The 22904-nt window shown below is 70.9% G+C and carries 15 protein-coding genes; 7 read left to right on the forward strand and 8 right to left on the reverse strand.

Annotated elements, in window-relative coordinates; translation table 11 throughout:
* The first annotated feature begins 41 nt into the window (after window positions 1–41).
* Window positions 42–914: a CDP-alcohol phosphatidyltransferase family protein gene (locus ACIQOE_RS10700; protein ID WP_365557654.1), complete on the forward strand. Its 873-nt coding sequence runs from the start codon at window positions 42–44 to the stop codon at window positions 912–914.
* Between the two features lie 82 nt (window positions 915–996).
* Here ACIQOE_RS10700 and ACIQOE_RS10705 read toward each other — a convergent pair whose 3' ends face one another.
* The 8 genes from ACIQOE_RS10705 to fusA all read right to left on the reverse strand — a co-directional run bounded on the left by ACIQOE_RS10705 (window position 997) and on the right by fusA (window position 11756).
* Entirely contained in the window at window positions 997–1710 is a 714-nt protein-coding gene (locus tag ACIQOE_RS10705) for a YcnI family protein (protein WP_401410936.1), read from the reverse strand.
* Window positions 1711–1771: 61 nt separating this feature from the next.
* On the reverse strand, window positions 1772–2446 hold the full coding sequence (locus ACIQOE_RS10710; RefSeq protein ID WP_401410938.1) for a hypothetical protein: 675 nt from the start codon (window positions 2444–2446) through the stop codon (window positions 1772–1774).
* A gap of 76 nt (window positions 2447–2522) precedes the next feature.
* Window positions 2523–4397 carry a discoidin domain-containing protein gene (locus ACIQOE_RS10715; RefSeq protein WP_351314985.1) on the reverse strand — a complete coding sequence of 625 codons (1875 nt, stop codon included), beginning with the start codon at window positions 4395–4397 and terminating at the stop codon, window positions 2523–2525.
* Between the two features lie 142 nt (window positions 4398–4539).
* Window positions 4540–5898 carry a GH1 family beta-glucosidase gene (locus tag ACIQOE_RS10720; protein ID WP_351314988.1) on the reverse strand — a complete coding sequence of 453 codons (1359 nt, stop codon included), beginning with the start codon at window positions 5896–5898 and terminating at the stop codon, window positions 4540–4542.
* A 37-nt stretch (window positions 5899–5935) separates the two neighbouring features.
* Complete coding sequence (locus ACIQOE_RS10725) at window positions 5936–6796, reverse strand: carbohydrate ABC transporter permease (protein ID WP_351314991.1); 861 nt, start codon at window positions 6794–6796, stop codon at window positions 5936–5938.
* On the reverse strand, window positions 6789–7781 hold the full coding sequence (locus ACIQOE_RS10730) for a sugar ABC transporter permease (RefSeq protein WP_351314994.1): 993 nt from the start codon (window positions 7779–7781) through the stop codon (window positions 6789–6791). The genes ACIQOE_RS10725 and ACIQOE_RS10730 overlap by 8 nt, the downstream gene beginning before the upstream one ends.
* A gap of 5 nt (window positions 7782–7786) precedes the next feature.
* Complete coding sequence (locus tag ACIQOE_RS10735) at window positions 7787–9103, reverse strand: sugar ABC transporter substrate-binding protein (RefSeq protein ID WP_351314997.1); 1317 nt, start codon at window positions 9101–9103, stop codon at window positions 7787–7789.
* A gap of 595 nt (window positions 9104–9698) precedes the next feature.
* A complete protein-coding gene (gene fusA, locus ACIQOE_RS10740; protein ID WP_365576407.1) occupies window positions 9699–11756 on the reverse strand; it encodes an elongation factor G in 2058 nt (685 codons plus the stop codon).
* A 980-nt stretch (window positions 11757–12736) separates the two neighbouring features.
* On the opposite strand from fusA, the gene ACIQOE_RS10745 reads away from it, so the two are divergent.
* The 6 genes from ACIQOE_RS10745 to ACIQOE_RS10770 all read left to right on the forward strand — a co-directional run bounded on the left by ACIQOE_RS10745 (window position 12737) and on the right by ACIQOE_RS10770 (window position 22903).
* Complete coding sequence (locus ACIQOE_RS10745) at window positions 12737–13915, forward strand: MFS transporter (RefSeq protein ID WP_365557668.1); 1179 nt, start codon at window positions 12737–12739, stop codon at window positions 13913–13915.
* Window positions 13916–14069: 154 nt separating this feature from the next.
* The gene (locus ACIQOE_RS10750; protein ID WP_362650330.1) at window positions 14070–16019 is read left to right on the forward strand and encodes a LamG-like jellyroll fold domain-containing protein; all 1950 of its coding nucleotides are present in this window, start codon (window positions 14070–14072) and stop codon (window positions 16017–16019) included.
* A gap of 185 nt (window positions 16020–16204) precedes the next feature.
* The gene (locus ACIQOE_RS10755; RefSeq protein ID WP_401410943.1) at window positions 16205–17914 is read left to right on the forward strand and encodes a carbohydrate binding domain-containing protein; all 1710 of its coding nucleotides are present in this window, start codon (window positions 16205–16207) and stop codon (window positions 17912–17914) included.
* A 617-nt stretch (window positions 17915–18531) separates the two neighbouring features.
* Window positions 18532–19875 (forward strand): crotonyl-CoA carboxylase/reductase, encoded by a 1344-nt coding sequence (gene ccrA / locus ACIQOE_RS10760; protein ID WP_351315250.1) that lies wholly within the window; start codon window positions 18532–18534, stop codon window positions 19873–19875.
* Window positions 19876–19892: 17 nt separating this feature from the next.
* Window positions 19893–21941, forward strand: coding sequence for a protein meaA (locus ACIQOE_RS10765; RefSeq protein ID WP_365557818.1), 2049 nt, complete (start codon window positions 19893–19895; stop codon window positions 21939–21941).
* Complete coding sequence (locus ACIQOE_RS10770) at window positions 21938–22903, forward strand: CoA ester lyase (protein ID WP_351315256.1); 966 nt, start codon at window positions 21938–21940, stop codon at window positions 22901–22903. The genes ACIQOE_RS10765 and ACIQOE_RS10770 overlap by 4 nt, the downstream gene beginning before the upstream one ends.
* Window position 22904 lies beyond the last annotated feature (1 nt).

Below are 22904 nucleotides of genomic sequence, written 5' to 3' on the forward strand. Positions count from 1 at the left end.
GCGGCGTTGATCGACTCTGTCACTCGGCCGGAGGACGTGCGGTGGCCCTGAACAACACTTACGAAGCCAGGCTGGTCCAGCAGGAGACCGCTGTGGGAGCGGGCGTGCAGATCCTGTTGCTGGCCCTGCTCGGGTCGGCGATCGGCATGGGGCCGGCCGGATGGCTGACGGGACTCGTCTTCGCGACGGCCACCTGGGCGGTGCTCTCCCGGGCCCTGCACCGCGCCCGCCCGCGCTCCTTCGGGCCCGCCAACCGCGTGACCCTGGGCCGCGCGATCCTGGTCGGCGGTGTGACGGCGCTGGTCGCCGACTCCTTCGAGAGTTCGCCGCCGGTCTCGCTGCTGGTCGGACTGACCGCGGTGGCCCTGATCCTGGACGGTGTGGACGGCAAGGTGGCACGCCGTACGGGCACGTCCACCGCGCTGGGCGCGCGTTTCGACATGGAGGTCGACGCGTTCCTGATCCTCGTGCTGAGTGTGTACGTCGCCATGCAGTTGGGCCCGTGGGTGCTGCTGATCGGCGCGATGCGCTACGCGTTCGTCGCGGCCGCGAAGGCGGCGCCCTGGCTGAACGCGCCGCTGCCGCCGTCGATGGCCCGCAAGACGGTCGCCGCGATGCAGGGCATCTGCCTGCTCCTCGCGGGCGCCGACCTGCTGCCGTACCTGGCCAACCTGGCCGTGGTCCTGCTGGCGCTCGGCTCCCTGCTGTGGTCCTTCGGCCGGGACGTGGTGTGGCTGTGGCGCACCTCGCGGCGGACGGAGGCGCAGCGGGCCGGGGCGGAGGCGGACGTGACGGAGACGGCGCAGGAGCGGGGGGCGGCGCGACCGGCCGAGGTGCGGCTGACCGTGCGTGCCGAGGCGCGGATCGAGGCGCGTGCGCGGGAGTCGGAGATGCTGGAGCTCGCGGTCCGGTGAACCGGCCGGGGAGCTGACCGAGCACGACGAGGGCCCGGACCGGGGGATGGTCCGGGCCCTGCCGTATGCCCTGGGCGGGGTCCTACGAGCGTGCTCCGCGCGTGCGGAGGAAGGCGAACGTGGCCGCGGCCAGGCCCAGTACGCCGACGATCAGGCCCGCGATGCCGAGGCCCCGCGCGGTGGAGTCGTCGGCGGACGCGGTCGCCGTCGCCTTGGCGCCGCTCCCGGCCGGCGCGGTCGAGGCGGTGTCGGCGCCGGCCGCCGTCAGCTTGAGCGTGGGCGCCGGGTTCTCGGACTCGTCGGCGCCGTCCGCGGGCTCCTCGATCCAGCGGACGACCTTGCCGTCGGAGTACGTCTGCAGGGTCTTGAAGGTCAGCCGGCCGGTGTCCTCGGGAAGCTGGCCGAACGCCACGTCGAAGTCCTCGAACTGCCCGGCGCCGATCTTCCCGCCGGTCCAGGTGATCTCGGAGGCGGCCTCGGTGATGGTGCCGTCGTCGGTCTTGACGGGCGTCTTGAGCTTGGTGGTGGTCACCTTGGCGGTCCAGCCGTCCCGCGGGGAGACGAGGACGCCGAGGACCGGGTGGTCGGTGGGCAGGAAGACCTGCACCCGGGTGGTGGAGGCGGTGTCCTCCTCGTTGGGCACGCGGAAGGTCAGGACGCCGTCGGTGGCGCCCTTGGCGTAGCTCTCGGGGTGGACGGTGACGTGCGCGGAGGCGACGCCGGCGGCGACGAGGACCGACGCGGCGGTGAGCGCGGTGACGGTGGCGGCGCGGCGCAGGGCGGAAGTGGCAGACATGGGTGAGTGATCTCCGTACGGGTGATGTCCGGGGGATGCCCGGGGGATGGTCGTGCGGGTGTCAGACCGGGTACGGGATCGCGACGGGCGGGCCCCGCCGGCTGACCGCGTGCCGCAGGGCGAGCAGTCGGCGGGGGCGTATCGGGCCGGCCGGGGCCAGGCGGCGGCCGGGGACCGGACGGGACAGCGGGGCGTCACGCCACCAGGCCGCCAGACCGGGTACGAGGGCGGCCGCGCGGCGCAGCAGCGACCACAGCGCCGCCTCGCCGCACCGCAGCCACCAGGAGGCGACCAGGGCGGCGAGGACGTGCGCGAGGGTGGCGTGCGCGGTCAGGGCGTGCGGGTGGTGCGCCAAGCCCGCCATGACCTGCCCGTGCGGGCGCAGGGCGGTCATGGGCATGTGGCCCATGGGCATGTGGGCCATGGGCATGCGGGCCATGGGCATGCGGGCCATGGACGTGGTGCCGCGCGCCGCGGGTGCGTCCGTGCGGGCCGCGGCGAAGCCGACGTGCAGTCCGGCCTGGGTGGCCAGCATGCCGGCGCCGATCGCCGGGAGACCGCGCTCCCGTCCCGCCAGCGCGCGGCCCAGGCCGAACACGACGGCGAACCCGGCCGCGTCGGCCCACGGCGGCGGCATGTCGCCCATGGCGAGGCCGTGACCGGCGGCGGCCAGGAGCACGCACACCGCGGCGAACACCGCGGCACGCAGGCTCCGCACCGCCGGTGACGCACTCATGGTGAGTGATCCTCCCACGCTGGGGAGATACGCACGGCGTGGACGGCCGGTTCAGTGCCGGAGCGGACGGGTCCTCCTACTTCTTCTGCTCCACCCGCACCCAGTCCACCTCCGCCTGCACTCCCCCGGCCGCGATCTTGTCCACGCTGGACTGCGGCAGACCCCAGTAGGGGCTGGTGACCTGGTTCCAGCCGGCCGGGTAGGCACCGCCGAGGGCGAGGTTGAGGATGACGTACTGGTTGTGGTCGTAGACCCACTGGCCGCGCGTGGACTCCACCTTGTTGCGGGTGGTCTCCTGGACCAGCGTGTCGTCCACGTAGAAGCGCATCGCCGTGGGCGTCCACTCCACCGCGTAGGTGTGCCACTGGTCGGCGGTGCCGCCGTTCGGGTAGGTCTGGCGGGCGCCGATGTTGCCGTCGGCCGAGTAGCCGGGGCCGTGCAGGGCGGTGCTGGTCCAGGTCGGGTAGCCGATGTTCTCCATGATGTCGGTCTCGCCGGAGGCCGGCCAGGAGACCGACGGGTTGTCGACGTTGCTGCCGAGCAGCCAGAAGGCGGGCCAGAAGCCGTCGCCGACGGGAAGCTTCATGCGGGCGCTGACCTTGCCGTAGGTGAAGTCGAAGTGGGTGTTGGTGTCGATGCGGCCGGAGGTGAAGTCGTAGGTGCCGCCGCCCGCCTGGGTGCAGCCCTTGCAGTACTTCGCCTTGAGGAGCAGCTCGCCGTTCTGCGTGACGATGTTGTTCGGCGAGTCGACGTACGCCTGGGACTCGCCGTTGACCGAGCCCATCTCGGTGCCGGTGCGCACCACCCGCCACTTGGAGCGGTCCAGGGAGCTGCCGGTGAAGTCGTCGAAGAACGTGGTCTGGTAGGTGCCCGACTGGTCGGCCGGGAGGGCGGGGTAGGCCGCCGCCGCGCTGCCGCCGGTGCCCCAGACCTGGAACTCGTAGAGGGAGTAGCCGAACTGCGCGGTGTAGGGCGCCGGGTTGTAGAAGCTGCGGCGTTCCTTTCCGAGCATCCGGACGTAGCGGCCGGTGGCCGGGGAGGGCAGGGTGACGGTGTCGTGCAGGCCGGCCGCGTCCCCGGGAGCGGCGACGTTCGCGCGGCGGGAGGCGATGGCGGCGGCCGACGGCTCGTACACCGTGCGCCAGTTGGTGTTGTCGTCGGAGACCTGGAGGAGGTAGTCGACGGCGTACGCCGACTCCCAGTAGAGGTCCACGGAGGAGATCGTGGAGCGGGCGCCCAGGTCGACGGAGATCCAGCGGTCGGCGTTCCAGTCGCTCGACCAGCGGGTCGAGTCGCCCTTGAGGTCGGCGGGCCAGCCGCCGTCGGTGGCGAAGGCCGGCGAGTTGCCCGCGTGCTGGTAGTAGTTGGAGAACGCCGGGTGGTTGAGGGCGAGGTTGGTGACGGCCGAGGAGGCGGGGGCGGGTTCGCCGCCGTAGACCTTGAAGTTCCACAGGGAGTAGCCGTAGGGGGTGGCGCGCTCGACGCCGCGCATCCGGACGTAGCGGCCGGTGACCTCCTGCGGGTAGGTGCTCGCGGTGACCGAGCCGCCGGTGCCCGCCGTCTCGGTGTAGAACGGCGTCCAGTCCGTGCCGTTCTTCGAGGCCTCCAGGACGTACCTCTTGCCGTAGGCGGCCTCCCAGTCGAGGACCACCCGGTCGATGCGGATCGTGGTGCCGAGGTCGATCCGGATCCAGGCGTCGTCCGCGAAGTTGCTGGACCAGCGGGTGGAGCCGTTGCCGTCGAACGCCAGGCCGGGGGCGGTGCCGCCGTTCTCGCTGCCGGAGGCGGTGACGGCGTTCGGGTTCGCCGTGAAGGCGGTGTTCGCGCGGTCGGTGTCCCAGCTCACGGCGGCAGCGGCGGCGGACGCCGGTGCGGCCAGGACCGGGCCCGAGGTCAGCAGGGCCGCCGTCGCGAGGGCGGCCAGGAGGGTACGGGGGATGCGGGTTGGCATGCGGGTCTCCTGAGTGTCGATGGTGCACATGTTGTGTTCATGACAGATCAGAGGGTGGTGCTCGCGGCCCGTCGTGCATGCGCGTGGAGATGCCGTGCGGTGGACGCGGAACTCCCCTGGACCGCGTCCACCGCCGTTCCGGTCAGGCCGCCTTGCGGACCTGTCCCCGGTGGTCGCGGATGATGTCCGCGTACCGGTGACCGCTGCCCTTGATGGTGCGGACCTGGGTCTTGTAGTCGACGTGGACCAGGCCGAACCGCTTGTCGTAGCCGTAGGCCCACTCGAAGTTGTCCAGCAGCGACCAGGCGAAGTACCCGGCCAGCGGAGCGCCCTTGCGGGCCGCCGAGGCACAGGCCGCGAGGTGGCCGACCAGGTACTCCTGGCGCTCCGGGTCGTCGATCGTGCCGTCGGGGCGGATCACGTCCGGGTAGGCCGAGCCGTTCTCGGTGACGTACAGCTTGCGGGCGCCGTACTCGTTCGTGAGGCGCAGCAGCAGCGTCTCGATGCCGCTCGCGTCGATCTCCCAGTCCATGCCGGTGCGCGGGACGTCCGGGCGGCGCACGGAACGGGCGTACGGGGCCGGGCCGTCCGGGTCGTTCTCGATGTAGGCCGGGAAGTAGTAGTTCAGGCCCAGCCAGTCCAGCGGAGTGGCGATGGTCTCCAGGTCGCCGGCGCGCTCGGGGAGTTCGACGCCGTACGTCTCGACCATGTCGGCGGGGAAGCCGCGGCCGTGCACCGGGTCGAGCCACCAGCGGTTGACGTGCCCGTCGTGGCGGCGGACGGCGGCCTGGTCCTCGGGGCGGTCCGAGGCGGCGAACACCGTGGAGAGGTTGTTCACGATGCCGACCTCGGCGCCGGGCGCGGCGGCGCGGATCGCCTGCGCGGCCAGACCGTGACCGAGGAGCAGGTGGTAGGAGGCGCGGACGGCGGCCGTCAGGTCGGTCAGACCCGGCGCCATCGTGCCTTCCAGGTGGCCGATCCAGGCCGAGCAGGACGGCTCGTTGAGCGTGGTCCAGTGCTTGACCCGGTCACCGAGGCGTTCGGCGACCACGGAGGCGTAGGCGGCGAAGTGCTCGGCGGTCTCCCGCTCCGGCCAGCCGCCCCGGTCCTGCAGGGCCTGCGGCAGGTCCCAGTGGTACAGCGTGACCGACGGGGTGATGCCGGCCGCCAGCAGGGCGTCGATCAACCCGTCGTAGAAGTCGAGGCCCTTGGCGTTGACCGGGCCGTCGCCGCCGGGCCGCACCCGCGGCCAGGCGACCGAGAGCCGGTAGGCGTTGGTGCCGAGCCGGCCCATCAGGGCGATGTCCTCGCGCCAGCGGTGGTAGTGGTCGCAGGCGACGTCGCCGTTGTCGTCGCCCGCGATCTTCCCCGGGGTGTGCGAGAAGGTGTCCCAGATGGAGGGCGCGCGACCGTCCTCGGCGACGGCCCCCTCGATCTGGTACGCCGCTGTTGCCGTACCCCACAGGAAGTCGTGGGAGAGGGCGGCTAGGTCGATGGTCACGAAATTCCCTTCGAACAGGCTTCGTTACGAGACGGGTTCACTTGACGGCGCCGGCGGTCAGCCCGGCGACGAGATAGCGCTGGAGCAGCAGGAAGCCGGCCACGACGGGCACGCTCACCACGAGCGACGCGGCCATGATCTGGTTCCAGTACACGTCGTTGAGCGTGGAGTAGCCCTGCAGGCCGACGGCCAGGGTGCGGGTGGCGTCGTTGGTCATCACCGACGCGAAGAGCACCTCGCCCCAGGCGGTCATGAAGGCGTACACGGCGACCGCGACGATGCCGGGGATCGCGGCGGGCACCACGATCCGCAGCAGAGCGCCGAGCGGACCGCAGCCGTCCACCAGCGCCGCCTCGTCCAGGTCCCTGGGCACCGAGTCGAAGTACCCGATCAGCATCCAGATCGAGAACGGCAGCGAGAACGTCAGGTAGGTGAGGATCAGGCCGCCGCGGGAGCCGAACAGGGCGATGCCGGTGGCGTTGCCGATGTTGACGTACAGCAGGAACAGCGGCAGCAGGAAGAGGATGCCCGGGAACATCTGCGTGGACAGCACGGTGACCGTGAAGACCCGCTTGCCACGGAACTCGTAGCGGCTCACCGCGTAGGCGGCGAACACCGCGACCACGACCGAGCAGACCGTCGCCGCCACCGACACGATCAGCGAGTTCACGAAGTACTTGGCGAGCGGGACCGTCGACCAGATGTCGATGTACGGGCGGATGGTCAGCCCGCTGGGCAGCCAGCGGAACTTGCCGGTGACGTCCGCGAGCGGCTTCAGCGAACTGGAGATCATCACGTACACCGGGATCAGCACGAACCCGGTCAGCAGCGTGAGGAAGATTCCCCGGGCCCAGAGGAAGGAGCGCGGCGGGGCCATCGGCGAGCTGGGGCTAGACATCGGCGGTCCTCCGCCCGCGTGAGGTGAGCACGAGATAGACGCCGGTCACGACCAGCAGGAACAGCAGCAGGAGCACGGACATCGCCGAGCCGGTGCCGAAGTTCCAGGTGACGAAGGAGGCCTGGTAGATGTGGACCGAGATGAGGTCGGCGGCCTCGGGCGCGGACTTGCCGAACAGCACGTAGGGCGTGTTGAAGTCGTTGAACGTCCACAGGAACAGGACCAGGACGAGCACCTGGTTGACCGGGCGCAGCGACGGCATGGTGATGCGGCGGATCTGCTGCCACATGCCGGCGCCGTCCAGCGCGGCCGCCTCGTACAGCTCGCGCGGGATGTTCTGGAGTCCGGCCATCACGATCAGGAAGGCGAACGGCCAGCCCTTCCACACCGACACGATGAGCAGGGCGTAGAAGCTGTTGTCGCCGATCAGCCAGAAGGACGGCTTGTCGGTGAGGTGCAGCTGGTCGTGCAGGACGTGGTTCACCAGTCCGTTGTCGTGCTGGAACATGAACACCCAGGTGATCACGGCCGCGTAGACCGGCAGCGCGTACGGCACCAGGAACAGGGCCCGCAGCAGGCCCCGGCCCTTGAAGGTGTCCTGCATGAACACCGCGGCCGCGGTGCCGATCAGCCAGCACAGGCCGACCGACAGCAGGGTGAAGGCGACGGTGACGAAGAAGGAGTGCAGCAGGGCCTTGCCGACCGGGGCGTCGAAGTCGACCGACATCTTGTAGTTGTCGAACGCGGCCCACGGGGCGGTGGTCCAGTCGCGGATGTAGAACTGGGTGAGCTCCTTGAAGCTCATCACGACGCCGATGACCATCGGCACGAGATGGACGAGCAGTTCGAGCAGCAGGGCGGGCAGGAGCAGCAGGTAGGGCAGTCCGATCCGGCGGATCCGCCCGGGACGGCGGCCCGAGCCGCCCGCCGTCCCGGGGGAGTTCGCACGCACCGGCTCGGTTACGGCGGTGGTGGTGGTCGTCATCGCGTTCAGGCCGCCGGCATCTGCTGCTGGGCCTTCTCCAGCTCGGCCTTCACGGAGTCGGTGGTGACCGCGTGACCGGCGGCCACGGAGGCGAACAGGTTCTTGACGGCGGTACCGACGGTCGTCTCGAACTGCGACTCGGAGGCCACCTGGGGCAGGGCCGCGGCGCTGGTGGCGAGGGTGTTCTTCAGGACGGCGTTGGCCGGGGTGTTGAAGGCCGCGTCCTCCTGGGCGGTCTTGACCGGCGGGATGGAGCTGTAGGCCGTGTTGAGGATCTTCTGCTCCTCGTCACTGGTCATGAACTTCACGAACTTCGTGGCGCCGTCGAGGTTCTTGCTGTTCTTGAAGACGGCCATGTTGATGCCGGCGACCATCGAGTTGGTCTGGGCGCCGGTGCCGGGGGTGCCGGACTGCACGGGCACCGGGGCGATGCCGTAGTCGCTCTCGCTCATGCCCTGCGACTTGAGGTTGGCGGCCGCCGACTGCCACAGCAGCATCGCCTGCTTGCCCTTGGCGAAGTCGCTGACCGACTGGTTCTGCGCGTACTCGGCGTCGCCGGTCGGGATGACCTTGTCCTTGGCCATCAGGTCGACGTACTGCTTGACCGCGTCGACGACCTTCGGGTCGGTGAAGTTGGGCTTGCCGTCGGCGGTGAAGAAGTCGCCGCCGTGCTGCTTGGCGAAGACGAAGACGTGGTGGATGTTCTCCGAGACGTTGCCGCCCTCGGCGCCGAGGACCGACTTGCCCTTCGCCTGGATCTTCTTGCCGTCCGCGATCAACTCGTCCCAGGTGACCGGGGGCTTGGCGATGCCGGCGTCGGCGAAGATCTTCTTGTTGTAGTAGAGGGCGTAGGCCATCGAGTACAGCGGGACGGCCGCCGGGTCCTTGCCCTCGGCACCCGTGGAGCCGAGCGCCGAGTCGACGAAGCGGTCCTTGCCGCCGATCTTGTCGAAGTTCTTGGCGTCCCAGGGCAGCAGCGCGCCGGTCGCCTGCAGCGAGGCGCTCCAGGTGTTGCCGATGTTGAGCACGTCGGGGCCCTGGCCGGAGGTGGTCGCGGTCAGGATGCGGTTGAGGAGGTCCGACCAGGGCACGACCTCCAGCTTGACCTTGATGCCGGTCTGCTTCTGGAACTTGTCGAGCTCCGGCTGGAGCGTCTTCTTGTCGATCTCGATGCTGGCACCCTGGTTGGAGGCCCAGTAGGTGAGCGTCTTCGGGGAGTCGTTGGACCCGCCGCCGGTGGACGAACCGCCACCGCAGGCCGTGGCCGCGAGGGCGAGAGACATGGTGACGGCGCCTACGGCCGCGGCTCGGATGCTGCGCATGGCTCCAGCTGTGCCTTTCCGGGAGACGAGAACCCCGAGAGGGCTTCGCGGCGGCCGGTGTCCGCACGTGCGGACACCGAGTCGGCCGTTCGGCTTCCGAAGCCCCCTCATGGCTTAATTTAGGACGTGAGTTAATCCCCCGAACAGTGACTCGTCAAGGGATCCGGCACGGGTATCCGCGCAGGCGGGACGGGGAACAGGCGGTTCCGCCCCGGTCCCGCGCGCACACCAAGCGGCGTGACCTGCACCGAAGCGGGGCGACCTGGACGAAGAGCGCTCACGGGGCGTTCCACAACGGTTGTGTTTCGACGGGGGTTTTGCGTACGACGGGGCGGGACGCGCCCGCCTCACCGGTCCCGCCGAGTCCGGCGATCCGGGCCCCGGAGACACACCCCGCCAGGGCACTCCCCCGGCGCGGACGGACCCGGAAGCCGCGCCCCGGGAGTGGGGAAGCCGGAAGCGGGGCCCTGGAGCGGTGTGCCCCCGGCGGTGTTCCCGAGGCCGGGCCCCGGGGCGGGGCACCCGGAAGTCGGGCCCCGGGGCGACGGGCCCGGAAGCGGGGCCCCGGGGTGGGGGTTCCGGGGCCCCTTTCCCTTCAGCGGGTGGTCGGGGACGGGGCGTAGCCCGTCGGGCGGGTGGTGAAGGTGCCCCGGCCGCGGGTGCGGCCGCGCAGCCGGGTCGCGTAGCCGAAGAGTTCGGCCAGCGGCACGGTGGCCGTCAGCACCGCGGACCCGCCCCGGGCCGCGGAACCCGTGACCCGGCCGCGCCGGGCGGCCAGGTCGCCCAGCACCCCGCCCACCGCGTCCTCGGGCACGGTGACCGTGACCTCGGCGACCGGCTCCAGCAGGACCGTCCCGCAGTCGCGCAGAGCCTCCCGGAGACCTAGCCTGCCCGCCGTACGGAACGCCGTGTCGGAGGAGTCCTTCACGTGCGTGGACCCGTCGGCGAGCGTGACCCGCAGGCCGGTGACCGGATGCCCGCCGAGCGGCCCCTCGGTGAGCGCGTCCCGGCAGCCGGCCTCGACCGCGCGGACGTACTCCTGGGGCACCCGGCCGCCGACGACCGCCGACCGGAACTCGAAGCCCGCCTCGTGCGCCAGCGGTTCGACGTCCAGGACGACGTGCGCGAACTGCCCTGCGCCACCGGTCTGGTGGACGTGCCGGTAGCCGAAGCCGGTCACCCCGCGTGCCACCGCCTCCCGCAGGGCCACCCGCGGCCGGCCCACCGCGACCTCGGGACCGCCGTCGGCCAGGACCTTCGCCACGGCGACCTCCAGGTGCAGTTCACCCATCCCGGACAGCACGGTCTGCCCCGTCTCGGGGTCGGCGCGCACCACCAGCGAGGGATCCTCCTCGGTCAGCCGGGCCAGCGCCTCGGCCAGCCGCCCGGTGTCGGTCCGGCGCCGGGCCTCGACGGCGACGGACACCACGGGCTCCGGGGCGACGGGCGGTTCCAGCAGCAGCGGGGCGTCCGGCGTGCACAGCGTGGAGCCGGGACGGGCCGACTTCGGTCCGACGACGGCGACGATGTCACCGGCCACCGCGCGGTCGACGGGCTCGTGCCGCCCGGCCATGACGCGGAGGATGCGGGCGACGCGTTCGGTGCGGCCGGTCGCCGGGTCCCGCACGGTGTCTCCTTTCTCGATCGTGCCGGAGTAGACGCGGACGTGGGTGAGGCGTCCGGTGGCCGTCGCGGTCACCTTGAACGCGAGCGCGGCGAACGGGCCTTCGGGGTCGGCGGCCCGCCGCAGCTCGGCGCCCTGATGGGTGCCGCGCACGGCGGGCACGTCCAGTGGTGAGGGCAGATAGGCCACGACCGCGTCCAGCAGCGGTTCGACGCCCCGGTTGCGGTAGGCGGAGCCGCACAGGACGACGACGCCCTCACCGCTCAGGGTGAGTTCCCGCAGGACGGTGCGGAGCGTGCCGTCCGACACCCGGCCCGCCGGCGCGCAGAACTCCTCCAGGGCGGCCGGGTGCAGGGCGGCGACCGCCTCCTCCAGCGCGCGCCGCCTGCGCTCCGCCTCCGCGCGCAGCCCCTCGGGGACCGGCCCCGTCACCGCCGTACCGCCACCGTCCGGCCACACCAGCGCCCGCATGCGCACGAGGTCGACGACGCCGGTGAAGCCGTCCTCCGCGCCGATGGGCAACTGCACGACGAGCGGGGCCGGGTGCAGCCGGGCGCGGATCGACTCGACGGCGCTGTCAAGGTCGGCGCCGGCCCGGTCCAGCTTGTTGACGAAGGCGATCCTCGGCACGCCGTGCCGGTCGGCCCGCCGCCACACCGACTCGCTCTGCGGCTCGACGCCGGCCACCGCGTCGAACACGGCGATCGCGCCGTCGAGGACGCGCAGGGAGCGCTCGACCTCGTCGGTGAAGTCGACATGGCCGGGGGTGTCGATGAGGTTGACGCGGTGGCCGTCCCAGGCGCAGCTGACGGCCGCGGCGAAGATGGTGATGCCGCGGTCGCGCTCCTGGGGGTCGAAATCGGTGACGGTGGTGCCGTCGTGCACTTCGCCGCGTTTGTGGATGGTGCCGGTGGTGAAGAGGATGCGTTCGGTGACGGTGGTCTTTCCGGCGTCGACGTGGGCGAGGATGCCCAGGTTGCGAACGGCGGCGAGGGAGTTGACGGAGTTCGGGTGGAGTTCGGCGCGCATGGCCCGGTGCCTTTCGAATGCGGGTCCTGGAATGGGCGGCGCAATTTCCGTGCGGCGAGGTTCACCCGGCCATGGCTGACGGCATGTCAATGTCAGCGCACGGGAGAAGAGTTGTGGGGCCGGGTCGGCGTCACGGAGTCCGGTACCGGCCGCGCAGCGGGTACCGGGGGGACGGGGACACGAGGATCACGTCGTAGCGGGAACGGGAGGAGCCGGCGGTCGCGCGGTCGCGCATGACTCTCTCCTCCCCCTCGTCCGAACACGTCACGGAAAAGCGCCGGGACCGCCTTTCGCGGCTACGGTGCGTGATACCGAGCGAGTGTAGGCTGCGGGCCCGGGAGACGGCACGCACTTTTCCGACCAGGGGACTTGCGCCTCCGGGCGATTCCGGTTCGTTCCCTTTCGCCGCTCTTCGGGGAATGGGACGTCCCGTTGCCCCGACATTTTCCGGACATTCATCAGGCGGGCATCGATAACTCCGCCGCCACGGTAGGCGCTTTCCGATTCGGCGGACGGCACGGACCGCGTTCACCGGAAGAGACCGGCGCAACTCCAGCGATTGGCCGAAAAGTACGCTTTCCCGTCCCCAGCGGGACATCGGGACCCCCCTGCGGGGCACCGGTCCCGCCGACTCGGGAAAGGTCGCCCAAAACGCCCCGGATGCACGTCGTCGCGGGTGGCGCGGGGAACGCGCCGGCCAATCCGGGCCGGCCCGGAGTTGATGTGGAACATGTGTGGACATTCGGTGAAGCAGCGTTCCTGGCTGAGAAATTAGGACCGGTCGCCGGCTTCGGGAGGGGCACCCAAAGGCCGGAAAGCAGTCCTTGCCGGTGGCCGGTGGACGCTCCATCGCCCGGCTCGCAGGCCTAATCTGATCGGCGAGCGGACAGCATGAGCACGGCAAGTGGACGGATTGGACTGGATTGGATACGCAAAAGACGCGGAGAACACCGTTCGCCGCGCTGCGCCGGACCACCACGATGCCGGTCGCCGCACAGGTCCTCATCGCGGGAACACTCTTCTCCAGGGTGGGCGACACCCTCGCCTCGCTGGGACTGGTGCTGAACGCGGCCGACCGGGACCTCCGCTTCGGCGTGACCGAGGTGATGCTCGCCGAACTCGTCCCGACGGTGCTCGCGGCACCGCTGATCGGCTCCGTGGTCGACCGGTTCAGCGCGCGCACGGTCTGCCTGTGGGCACTGCTGACCCAGTCGCTGTTCCTCGGCGCGGCCACCGTCGCCGGCGGTTTCCACGTCAAGGTCGCGCTGATCGCCCTGTCCTCCCTGGCCGGAGTGGCGTCCGTGGCCGCCGGGTTCAAGATGCTGCCCGCCGTCGCGGGCGACCGGCACACCGGCCGGGCCAACAGCCTGCTGATGGCCGGCATGTCCGTGGCGGGCCTGGTGGGGCCCGCGCTGGCCGGATTCCTCAACTCCCAGTGGGGCACCGGAATGCTCCTCGGAGTGGACGCCGCGTCCTTCCTGGTGCTCGCGGGGTGCACCCTGTGGGCGGTGCCGAGCAGCGTGGACGTGGTGATCGGCCGCCGTCCCGCGACGAAGCTCGGGGACGGCTTCCGGGCGCTGCGCGACGCGCCGGTGGTGGGCACGCTGATGCCCGCGCTGGCGGCGGCCATGCTGGCCACCAGCATCGAGAACGTCGCGGGCGTCTTCTACCTGCGCGACATCGTCAACGGCAACGACACCGTCTTCGGCCTGATGCTGGCGACCTGGGCCCTGGGGTCCGTGCCCGGCGCCCTGCTCGCGGGCCGCGCACGCTGGTCGGAACGGCACGCCCTGCTGATCGTCGGCGGTGTCTCGGGCATCGGCCTGGGCCTCCTCCTCACCGGCCTGATCCCGGTCGCCGCGGTGATCTTCCCGCTGTTCCTCGTCGCGGGCTTCGGCAACGGCGCGTGCAACGTCGGCCTGCGCAACGCGGTGCACTCGCGGGTCCCCGCCGAGGTGCACGGCAGCGCCTGGGCCTGCTTCCAGGCGCTGTCCCGCAGCTGCATCGGCCTCGGCTACCTCCTGGGCACTCCGAACAGCCTGGTCTCCAGCCAGGGCCAGGTGATCGTCTCGGGTGTCATCCCGCTGGCGGCGATGGCGTGGGCGGGGCTGACCTTCGTCCGGCGCGGCGAGCACACGGTGACGGAGCCCTCGGCCTGACCGTCCGAACGGACGGTACGCGGCGCTTGCCCGGTACGCGAGTCTTTCGAAACCGGACAGCCGCCCGGCTTTTGCCCGTCATCTCGTGTCCGCCCGCCCCACGGGCCTTCTGGGTAGCGTCGACGCCGTTCGGACCGACGACCCGGGAAGGCCCATGTCCATGCAGGATGACACTCCGTCACAGGACACAGCAGGACACAGCAGGCGCGGATTCCTCCGCAACGCGGCGCTCGCCGGCGCGGGCGCGGCGACCGTGGGCACGGCCGCGCTCGGCGCCACGCCGGCGTTCGCCGACTCCGCCGCCCAGAGCCGCGGGACCGGCACCTGGAGACCGGACACGACCGCTCTCCGGTTCACCCTCGCGGTGATGCCGGACACCCAGTTCCTCTACTGGGGCAGCCAGGACAGCGTGGACCGGACGCCGCAGGAGGAGTCGTTCCGCTACGTCATCGGCAACAGCGGCCACGCCTCAGCCGACAACATCGTGTTCCTGGCGCACCTCGGCGACCTGACCCAGGACGCCGACCCGTCCTCGTTCCAGCAGGTCGACAAGGCCTTCGGCCTGCTGGACGCGCACGGCGCCGCCTACAGCGTGCTGGCCGGCAACCACGACGTGAGCGGCGACGACAGCCGCGGCGACACGGCGTACCTGCGGACCATGGGCCCGCAGCGCTTCAAGCGCGCCAGGACGTTCGCCGGGGCGGACGCGACCGGTTACAACACCGCGCACGTCTTCGAGGCCGCCGGCCGCTCCTGGCTGCTGCTGGCCCTGGACTGGCGGACCAGCGAGCAGGGTTTCGCCTGGGCCGACGGCGTCATCAAGGCCCACCCGAAGCTTCCGGTGATCCTGACGACGCACGACCTCGTCTACTCGGACTACGATGACAACGTTTTCCCGTACGAGTCCGGTGACCCCGAGGACAACGCCGTCCTGTCGGACTACGGCCGCACGGTCTGGGACCGGCTGATCAACGACAACGACCAGATCTTCCTGACCCTCAACGGCCACTACTGGCCGCCCGCGCGGACGACCGCGAAGAACGCCGCGGGCAACGAGGTGCACCTGCACATCACCAACTACCAGAACCGCTACTTCGGCGGCGGCGGCATGATCCGGCTGTACCACTTCGACCTGGCCCGGAACACGATCGACGTCGAGACGGTCAACCCCTGGATCCTGGCCCAGAAGCCCGAGTCCCGCAGCCTGCTGGCGGCCCAGCACGCCCGTATCACCGGCCCGGTCGACAACTTCTCGGTGCCGATCGACTTCGCCGAGCGGTTCGCCGGGTTCGCCCCGGTGCCGGTCCGCCCCGCCCGCCCGGCCGCCCGCGAACTGGTGAAGGGCACGCTGGCGTACTGGCGTTTCGACGGGCAGGGCAAGCCCGGTACCGCGCTCGCCGCGGGCCAGAGCGTGCCCGACCTGTCCGGCAAGGGCAACGACCTGACGGTGGTGACCCTGCCGGGCACCGCCGCGGACGCGCTGACCTGGTCCGACGACCACCACCCCGACCAGCCCGCGCACGCCAGCCTCACGTTCACGGGCGGCCGGAACCCGCTGCACGGCTCGTACCTGACCACCGGGGCCAAGGCGCCGCTGAACGCCGAGACGTTCAGGTCCGGGTACACCATCGAGACGTTCGTGCGGATGCCGCTGGACTGGGACGCCGGCCGCAACGGCTGGGCGTCGATACTCAGCCGCCGGGGCTCGGCCTCGGACGCCGGCAAGCACGGCAAGAACACCGACCCCGGCGAGCCCGTGCTCCAGCTCGCCATCTCCAACAACGGCCGCGAGCCGCAGTTCAACCACTACCCGCTCAACGACACCTATCCGACCACCAACTGGGGCCACGGCCTGGTGGAACTCGCCTGGTGGCACCTGGCGGTGGTCAACGACGGCCGGCGCACGCGGCTGTACGTCGAGGGCGCGCCGGTCGCCGACAACCCGAACCGGCTCTCGGTCGGCCTCACGTCGCTCGGACTGCCCTGGCTGCTGGGCGGCCACGAGTACGCGGGCGCCGTCGACATCGTCTTCCACGGCGGCATCGGCGACACCCGGATCGTGAACCGCCCGCTGGCCGCGGACGAGTTCCTGACCGCGAAGTAGCCCGGTGCGCCCCGTCCGCGGCCCGGCGTCCGGCCGGCCGCAGACGGGGCGCGCGACTTGACGGAGCCTTTGGTCTAGTCCTCTTGACGGCGGAGACCACGGGGAGTTTGGTATGTACCAATACCCCTCCAGGCTCACCCCCCCACCTCTCCGTCCTCCTTGGGCATCCCGAAAGGGCCACTGTCATGCACCTGGCAAGACTCGCGGCTTCCGCGTGCGCCCTGGCACTCACGGTCACCGGCGCCGCCGTCGCCCTCGCCCCCGCCGGCACCGCCGCGGCGGGCAGCGTCTACTCCGTGGCTCCCTACGTCGACATGTCGAACGGTCAGGAAGGCCTGCTCGACACCGCCGTCACCGGCCATCACCTCAAGGCCTACACGGCGGCCTTCGTCCTCGGCGTCGGCTGCAACCAGATCTGGGGCGACACCCTCCCGATCGGCAACGACTCCTTCACCGACCCGGAGATCGCCCGGGCCAAGGCCGAGGGCGCGTCGGTGATCATCTCCTCCGGCGGGGCGAGCGGCGAGCCGCTCGCGTGGACGTGCTCGAACCAGAGCAGCATCGACGCCGGGTACCAGGCGATCATCAACGACTACGGCGTCACCCAGCTCGACTTCGACGTCGAGGGCGCCGCCGTCGCCGACACCGCGGCCGTGGCCCGCCAGATGCAGGCGATGAAGGACCTCAAGGCCGCCAACCCCGGACTCCAGTTCTCCATGACGCTGCCGGTGCTGACCAGCGGGCTGACCGGCGACGGCGTCAACATCCTCAAGGCCGCCAAGAGCGCCGGCGTCAAGATCGACGTCGTCAACGTCATGACCATGGACTACTACGCCGGTACCGGCACCGAGATGGGCCAGGCCGCCCTCTCCGCGGCCCGGGCCACGCTGGCGCAGATGCAGTCCGTCGACTCCGGCTACGGCTACGGCAACCTCGGCATCACCCCGATGATCGGCAAGAACGACGACGGGTCCACCTTCACCCTGGCCGACGCCCAGACCGTGGAGAGCTTCGCCGCGCAGAACGGTGTCGGACGCCTCGCGTTCTGGTCGGCCAACCGGGACCAGCCCTGCAGCGGAAGCGCCAACTCCCTTTCCACGTGTAGTCAGATCAGCCAGAGCCCGCTCGCCTTCACCGACGCGTTCGTGCCCTACGAGGGAAGTTCGGGCGGCGGAGGCGGCGGCACCACCACCGACTTCTCCCTCTCCCTGTCTCCGGTTTCCGCCTCCGTCGCCCAGGGCGGTTCGGCGACCGCGACCGTCGGCACGGCCGTCACCTCGGGCGGCGCCGAGTCCGTCGGTCTCTCAGCCTCCGGCGCGCCCTCCGGCGTCGGCATCTCCTTCAGCCCGAACTCCGTCACTTCCGGCGGCAGTTCGACGCTGACGGCGACGGTCGGCTCGTCGGTCGCGGCGGGCAGCTATCCGATCACGGTCAAGGGCAGCGCGGCGAGCGGCAGCCACAGCGCCACCTACACGCTCACCGTCACCTCCTCGGGAGGCGGCGGCGGTGGCGGCGGCTCGCTGGTCAACGCGGGCTTCGAGAGCGGCGGTACGAGTCCGTGGACCTGCGCGGCCGGCGGCTCGGTGGTCTCCACCCCGGTCCACGGCGGCTCCCACAGCCTCCAGGTGACGCCGAGTTCCAGCGGCACCGGCGAGTGCGACCAGGCCGTCACCCTCGCGCCGAACAAGACGTACACGCTCTCCGCCTGGGTGCAGGGCCCGTACGCCTACGTCGGCGTCAGCGGCGGCGCCACCGCGAGCACCTGGTCCGACGGGACCGCCTGGAACCAGCTGAAGGTCACCTTCACCACCGGCTCCAGCGGCGCGGTCACCGTCTACGTCCACGGCTGGTACGGCCAGGGCGCCGTGTACGCGGACGACTTCAGCCTCGCCTGAGGCCTCGCCCTGAACGCGGAGCACGAGGGCCGCGGGGGGGGGGGGGCCGGGGGGCGGGCCCCCCCCCCCCCCCCCCCCCCCCCCCCCCGCCGCGGGGGCCGCCTCCCCCCCCCCCGCGCCCGACGGGGGCGGGCCCCCGCCCCCGCCGGCGGCCCCCGCGGGGCCCCCCCCCCCGGCCCCCCCCCCGCCCGCCCCCCCCCCCCCGCGGGGGGGCCCCGCGGCGGCTTTTTTCGGCCCCGAATGGCACTGCGTGCCGAGTTGTGGGCGGAGCACCGGAAAGACCTCCGCAATTCGGCACACCTTGGCCTACCCGCCAGTAGCTTTGATCGATCATCGCTCATTTGTTACGTAAAGATTTCATCTGAGAGCAAGTTCTGGCACTCAGTGCCTTGCCACCTGACACGCGGTGTCATACGTTGTTGATGTCCGGCCTGTCCCGGCGAGCCCACCCGCCCGCCCCGCCGGACGCCTGCGTCACAGGCAACCTCCCGCGCCACAAAGCGCTGCCGAAGCACCGCCCCCGCCGAACCGACGGCACCCCTCGAAAACCCTCAGCAGCACCGACGCAACCCTCAGCGCCCCTTCCCTCAAGGGCGCAGACCGCCGGAGGCAACACCGTGACCACTCAGGCCATTCTCGACGCGATCCAGTCGCCGGACTCGACGCCGGCCGACTTCGCCGCCCTGCCCCTCCCGGAGTCGTACCGCGCGATCACCGTGCACAAGGACGAGACGGAGATGTTCGCGGGCCTGGAGACCCGTGACAAGGACCCGCGCAAGTCCACCCACCTCGACGAGGTGGCCCTGCCCGAGCTGGGCCCCGGCGAGGCGCTGGTGGCCGTCATGGCGTCGAGCGTCAACTACAACTCGGTCTGGACCTCGATCTTCGAGCCGATGTCGACCTTCGGGTTCCTGGAGCGCTACGGCCGCCTCAGCGAGCTGACCAAGCGGCACGACCTGCCGTACCACATCATCGGCTCCGACCTCGCGGGCGTCGTCCTGCGCACCGGCCCCGGCGTCAACGCCTGGAAGCCCGGCGACGAGGTCGTCGCGCACTGCCTGTCCGTCGAGATGGAGTCCTCGGACGGGCACAACGACACGATGCTCGACCCCGAGCAGCGCATCTGGGGCTTCGAGACCAACTTCGGCGGCCTCGCGGAGATCGCACTGGTCAAGTCCAACCAGCTGATGCCGAAGCCCGGCCACCTCAGCTGGGAGGAGGCCGCCGCCCCGGGCCTGGTCAACTCCACCGCCTACCGCCAGCTGGTCTCCCGCAACGGCGCCGGCATGAAGCAGGGCGACAACGTGCTGATCTGGGGCGCCAGCGGCGGACTCGGCTCCTACGCCACCCAGTTCGCGCTGGCCGGCGGCGCCAACCCGATCTGCGTCGTCTCCAGCGACCAGAAGGCGGACATCTGCCGGTCGATGGGCGCCGACGCGATCATCGACCGCAACGCCGAGGGCTACCGCTTCTGGAAGGACGAGCGGACCCAGGACCCCAAGGAGTGGAAGCGCTTCGGCAAGCGCATCCGCGAACTCACCGGCGGCGAGGACATCGACATCGTCTTCGAGCACCCCGGACGCGAGACCTTCGGCGCGAGCGTCTACGTCACCCGCAAGGGCGGCACCATCACCACCTGCGCCTCGACCTCGGGCTACATGCACGAGTACGACAACCGCTACCTGTGGATGTCCCTGAAGCGGATCATCGGCTCGCACTTCGCCAACTACCGCGAGGCCTGGGAGGCCAACCGGCTGATCGCGAAGGGCAAGATCCACCCGACCCTGTCGAAGGTCTACTCCCTGGAGGAGACCGGCCAGGCCGCCTACGACGTGCACCGCAACCTCCACCAGGGCAAGGTCGGCGTCCTGTGCCTGTCCCCCGAGGAGGGCCTGGGCGTGCGCGACGAGGAGATGCGCGCCAAGCACCTCGACGCCATCAACCGCTTCCGCAACATCTGAGACACCCGAGGTCATAGATGACTGAGCGTCAGATCGCCGACGGGGCGCGTGCGAAGGACCGGCCGTGGCTCATGCGCACGTACGCCGGGCACTCCACCGCCGAGGCGTCCAACGAGCTGTACCGGCGCAACCTCGACAAGGGCCAGACCGGCCTGTCGGTCGCGTTCGACCTGCCGACGCAGACCGGCTACGACCCCGACCACATCCTCGCCCGCGGCGAGGTCGGCCGGGTGGGCGTGCCCGTCTCGCACCTCGGTGACATGCGCCGGCTGTTCCAGGACATCCCCCTGGAGCAGATGAACACCTCGATGACGATCAACGCCACCGCCATGTGGCTGCTGGCGCTCTACCAGGTCGTCGCCGAGGAGCAGGGCGCCGACATCACCCGGCTCCAGGGCACGACCCAGAACGACATCGTCAAGGAGTACCTGTCCCGGGGGACGCACGTCTTCCCGCCGGGGCCGAGCCTCCGGCTGACGACGGACATGATCGCGTACACGGTCTCCCACATCCCGAAGTGGAACCCGATCAACATCTGCAGCTACCACCTGCAGGAGGCGGGCGCCACGCCGGTCCAGGAGATCGCGTACGCGATGTCCACCGCGATCGCCGTGCTCGACGCCGTCCGCGACTCCGGCCAGGTGCCGCAGGAGCGGATGGGCGACGTGGTCGCGCGGATCTCGTTCTTCGTGAACGCGGGCGTCCGCTTCGTCGAGGAGATGTGCAAGATGCGGGCGTTCGGCCGCATCTGGGACCGGGTCACCCGCGAGCGCTACGGCATCGAGAACCCCAAGCAGCGGCGGTTCCGCTACGGCGTCCAGGTGAACTCGCTCGGCCTGACCGAGGCGCAGCCGGAGAACAACGTCCAGCGGATCGTCCTGGAGATGCTGGCCGTGACGCTCTCCAAGGACGCCCGCGCACGTGCCGTCCAGCTGCCCGCCTGGAACGAGGCCCTCGGCCTGCCCAGGCCCTGGGACCAGCAGTGGTCGCTGCGGATCCAGCAGGTGCTCGCCCACGAGAGCGACCTGCTGGAGTACGAGGACATCTTCGAGGGCTCGCACGTCGTCGAGGCGAAGGTCGCGCAGCTGGTCGAGGACTCCCTCGCCGAGATCGACCGGATCCAGGAGATGGGCGGCGCGATGGCGGCCGTGGAGTCCGGCTACCTCAAGTCGCAGCTGGTCGCCTCGCACGCGGAGCGCCGGGGCCGGATCGAGTCCGGTCAGGAGAAGATCGTCGGCGTCAACATCTTCGAGACGACCGAGCCCAACCCGCTCACCGCCGACCTGGACACCGCGATCCAGACGGTCGACCCGGCGGTCGAGGCCCGGGTGGTGGAGGCGATCGGCCGCTGGCGCGACACGCGCTACCAGCCGCCGTTCAACCACCCGCGCCCCTGCAAGGCGCTGGAGCGGCTGAAGGAGGCCGCCAAGGGCACCGACAACCTCATGGAGGCCACCCTGGAGTGCGCCCGTGCCGGTGTCACGACCGGCGAGTGGGCGGGCGCGCTGCGCGAGGTGTTCGGCGAGTTCCGGGCACCCACCGGCGTCTCCTCGGCTCCGGTGGCGGTGCCCGCCGAGGCCGGCTCGGCGATGGCCGAGGTGCGGGCGCGGGTGGACGCCACCGCCCGCGACCTGGGCACCGGCAAGCTCCGCTTCCTGGTGGGCAAGCCCGGCCTCGACGGACACTCCAACGGCGCCGAGCAGATCGCCGTGCGGGCCAGGGACGCCGGCTTCGAAGTGGTCTACCAGGGCATCCGGCTGACACCCGAGCAGATCGTGGACGCCGCGCTCGCCGAGGACGTGCACGCGGTGGGATTGTCGATCCTGTCCGGATCGCACGCCCAGCTGGTCCCCGACGTCCTGGAACGCCTCCGTGTGGCCGGTGCCACAGATATACCGGTGATCGCCGGTGGCATCATCCCGAACGGTGATGCCGAGCAGCTCAGGGAAGCCGGAGTGGCCGCGGTCTTCACCCCGAAGGACTTCGACATCACCGGAATCATCGGCCGCATCGTCGACGAGATCCGCAAAGCGAACAAGCTCGACCCCCTGGAGGTCCCCGCATGACGACGCCCGTCAACCGTCTGCGCCCGCGGCGCTCGTGCCTCGCGGTGCCCGGCTCGAACCCCCGCTTCCTGGAAAAGGCGCAGGGGCTCCCGGCGGACCAGGTCTTCCTGGACCTGGAGGACGCGTGCGCCCCGCTCGCCAAGCCCGAGGCGCGGCACACCATCGTGAAGTTCCTCAACGAGGGCGACTGGACCGGCAAGACGCGGGTGGTGCGCGTCAACGACTGGACCACCGAGTGGACGTACCGTGACGTCGTGACCGTGGTCGAGGGCGCCGGCCCGAACCTCGACTGCATCATGCTGCCGAAGGTGCAGACGGCCCAGCAGGTCGTCGCCCTGGACCTGCTGCTCACCCAGATCGAGAAGACGATGGGCTTCGAGGTCGGCAGGATCGGCATCGAGGCGCAGATCGAGAACGCGCAGGGCCTCAACAACGTCAACGAGATCGCGCAGGCCTCCCCGCGGGTGGAGACCATCATCTTCGGCCCGGCCGACTTCATGGCGTCCATCAACATGAAGTCGCTGGTCGTGGGCGAGCAGCCGCCCGGCTACCCGGCGGACGCCTACCACTACATCCTGATGAAGATCCTTATGGCGGCCCGCGCCAACGACCTCCAGGCGATCGACGGCCCCTACCTCCAGATCCGCAACGTGGAGGGCTACCGCGAGGTCGCGCAGCGCGCCGCCGCGCTCGGCTTCGACGGCAAGTGGGTGCTGCACCCGGGCCAGGTCGAGGCGTCCAACGAGATCTTCTCGCCGTCGCAGGAGGACTACGACCACGCCGAGCTGATCCTGGACGCGTACGACTACTACACGTCCGAGGCGGGCGGCAGGAAGGGCTCGGCGATGCTCGGCGACGAGATGATCGACGAGGCCAGCCGCAAGATGGCCCTGGTCATCTCCGGCAAGGGCCGGGCCGCCGGCATGACGCGTACGTCGAAGTTCGAGATCCCGGAGGCCTGAG

The sequence above is a fragment of the Streptomyces sp. NPDC091282 genome (assembly GCF_044757385.1).
GTDB lineage: Bacteria > Actinomycetota > Actinomycetes > Streptomycetales > Streptomycetaceae > Streptomyces > Streptomyces gramineus.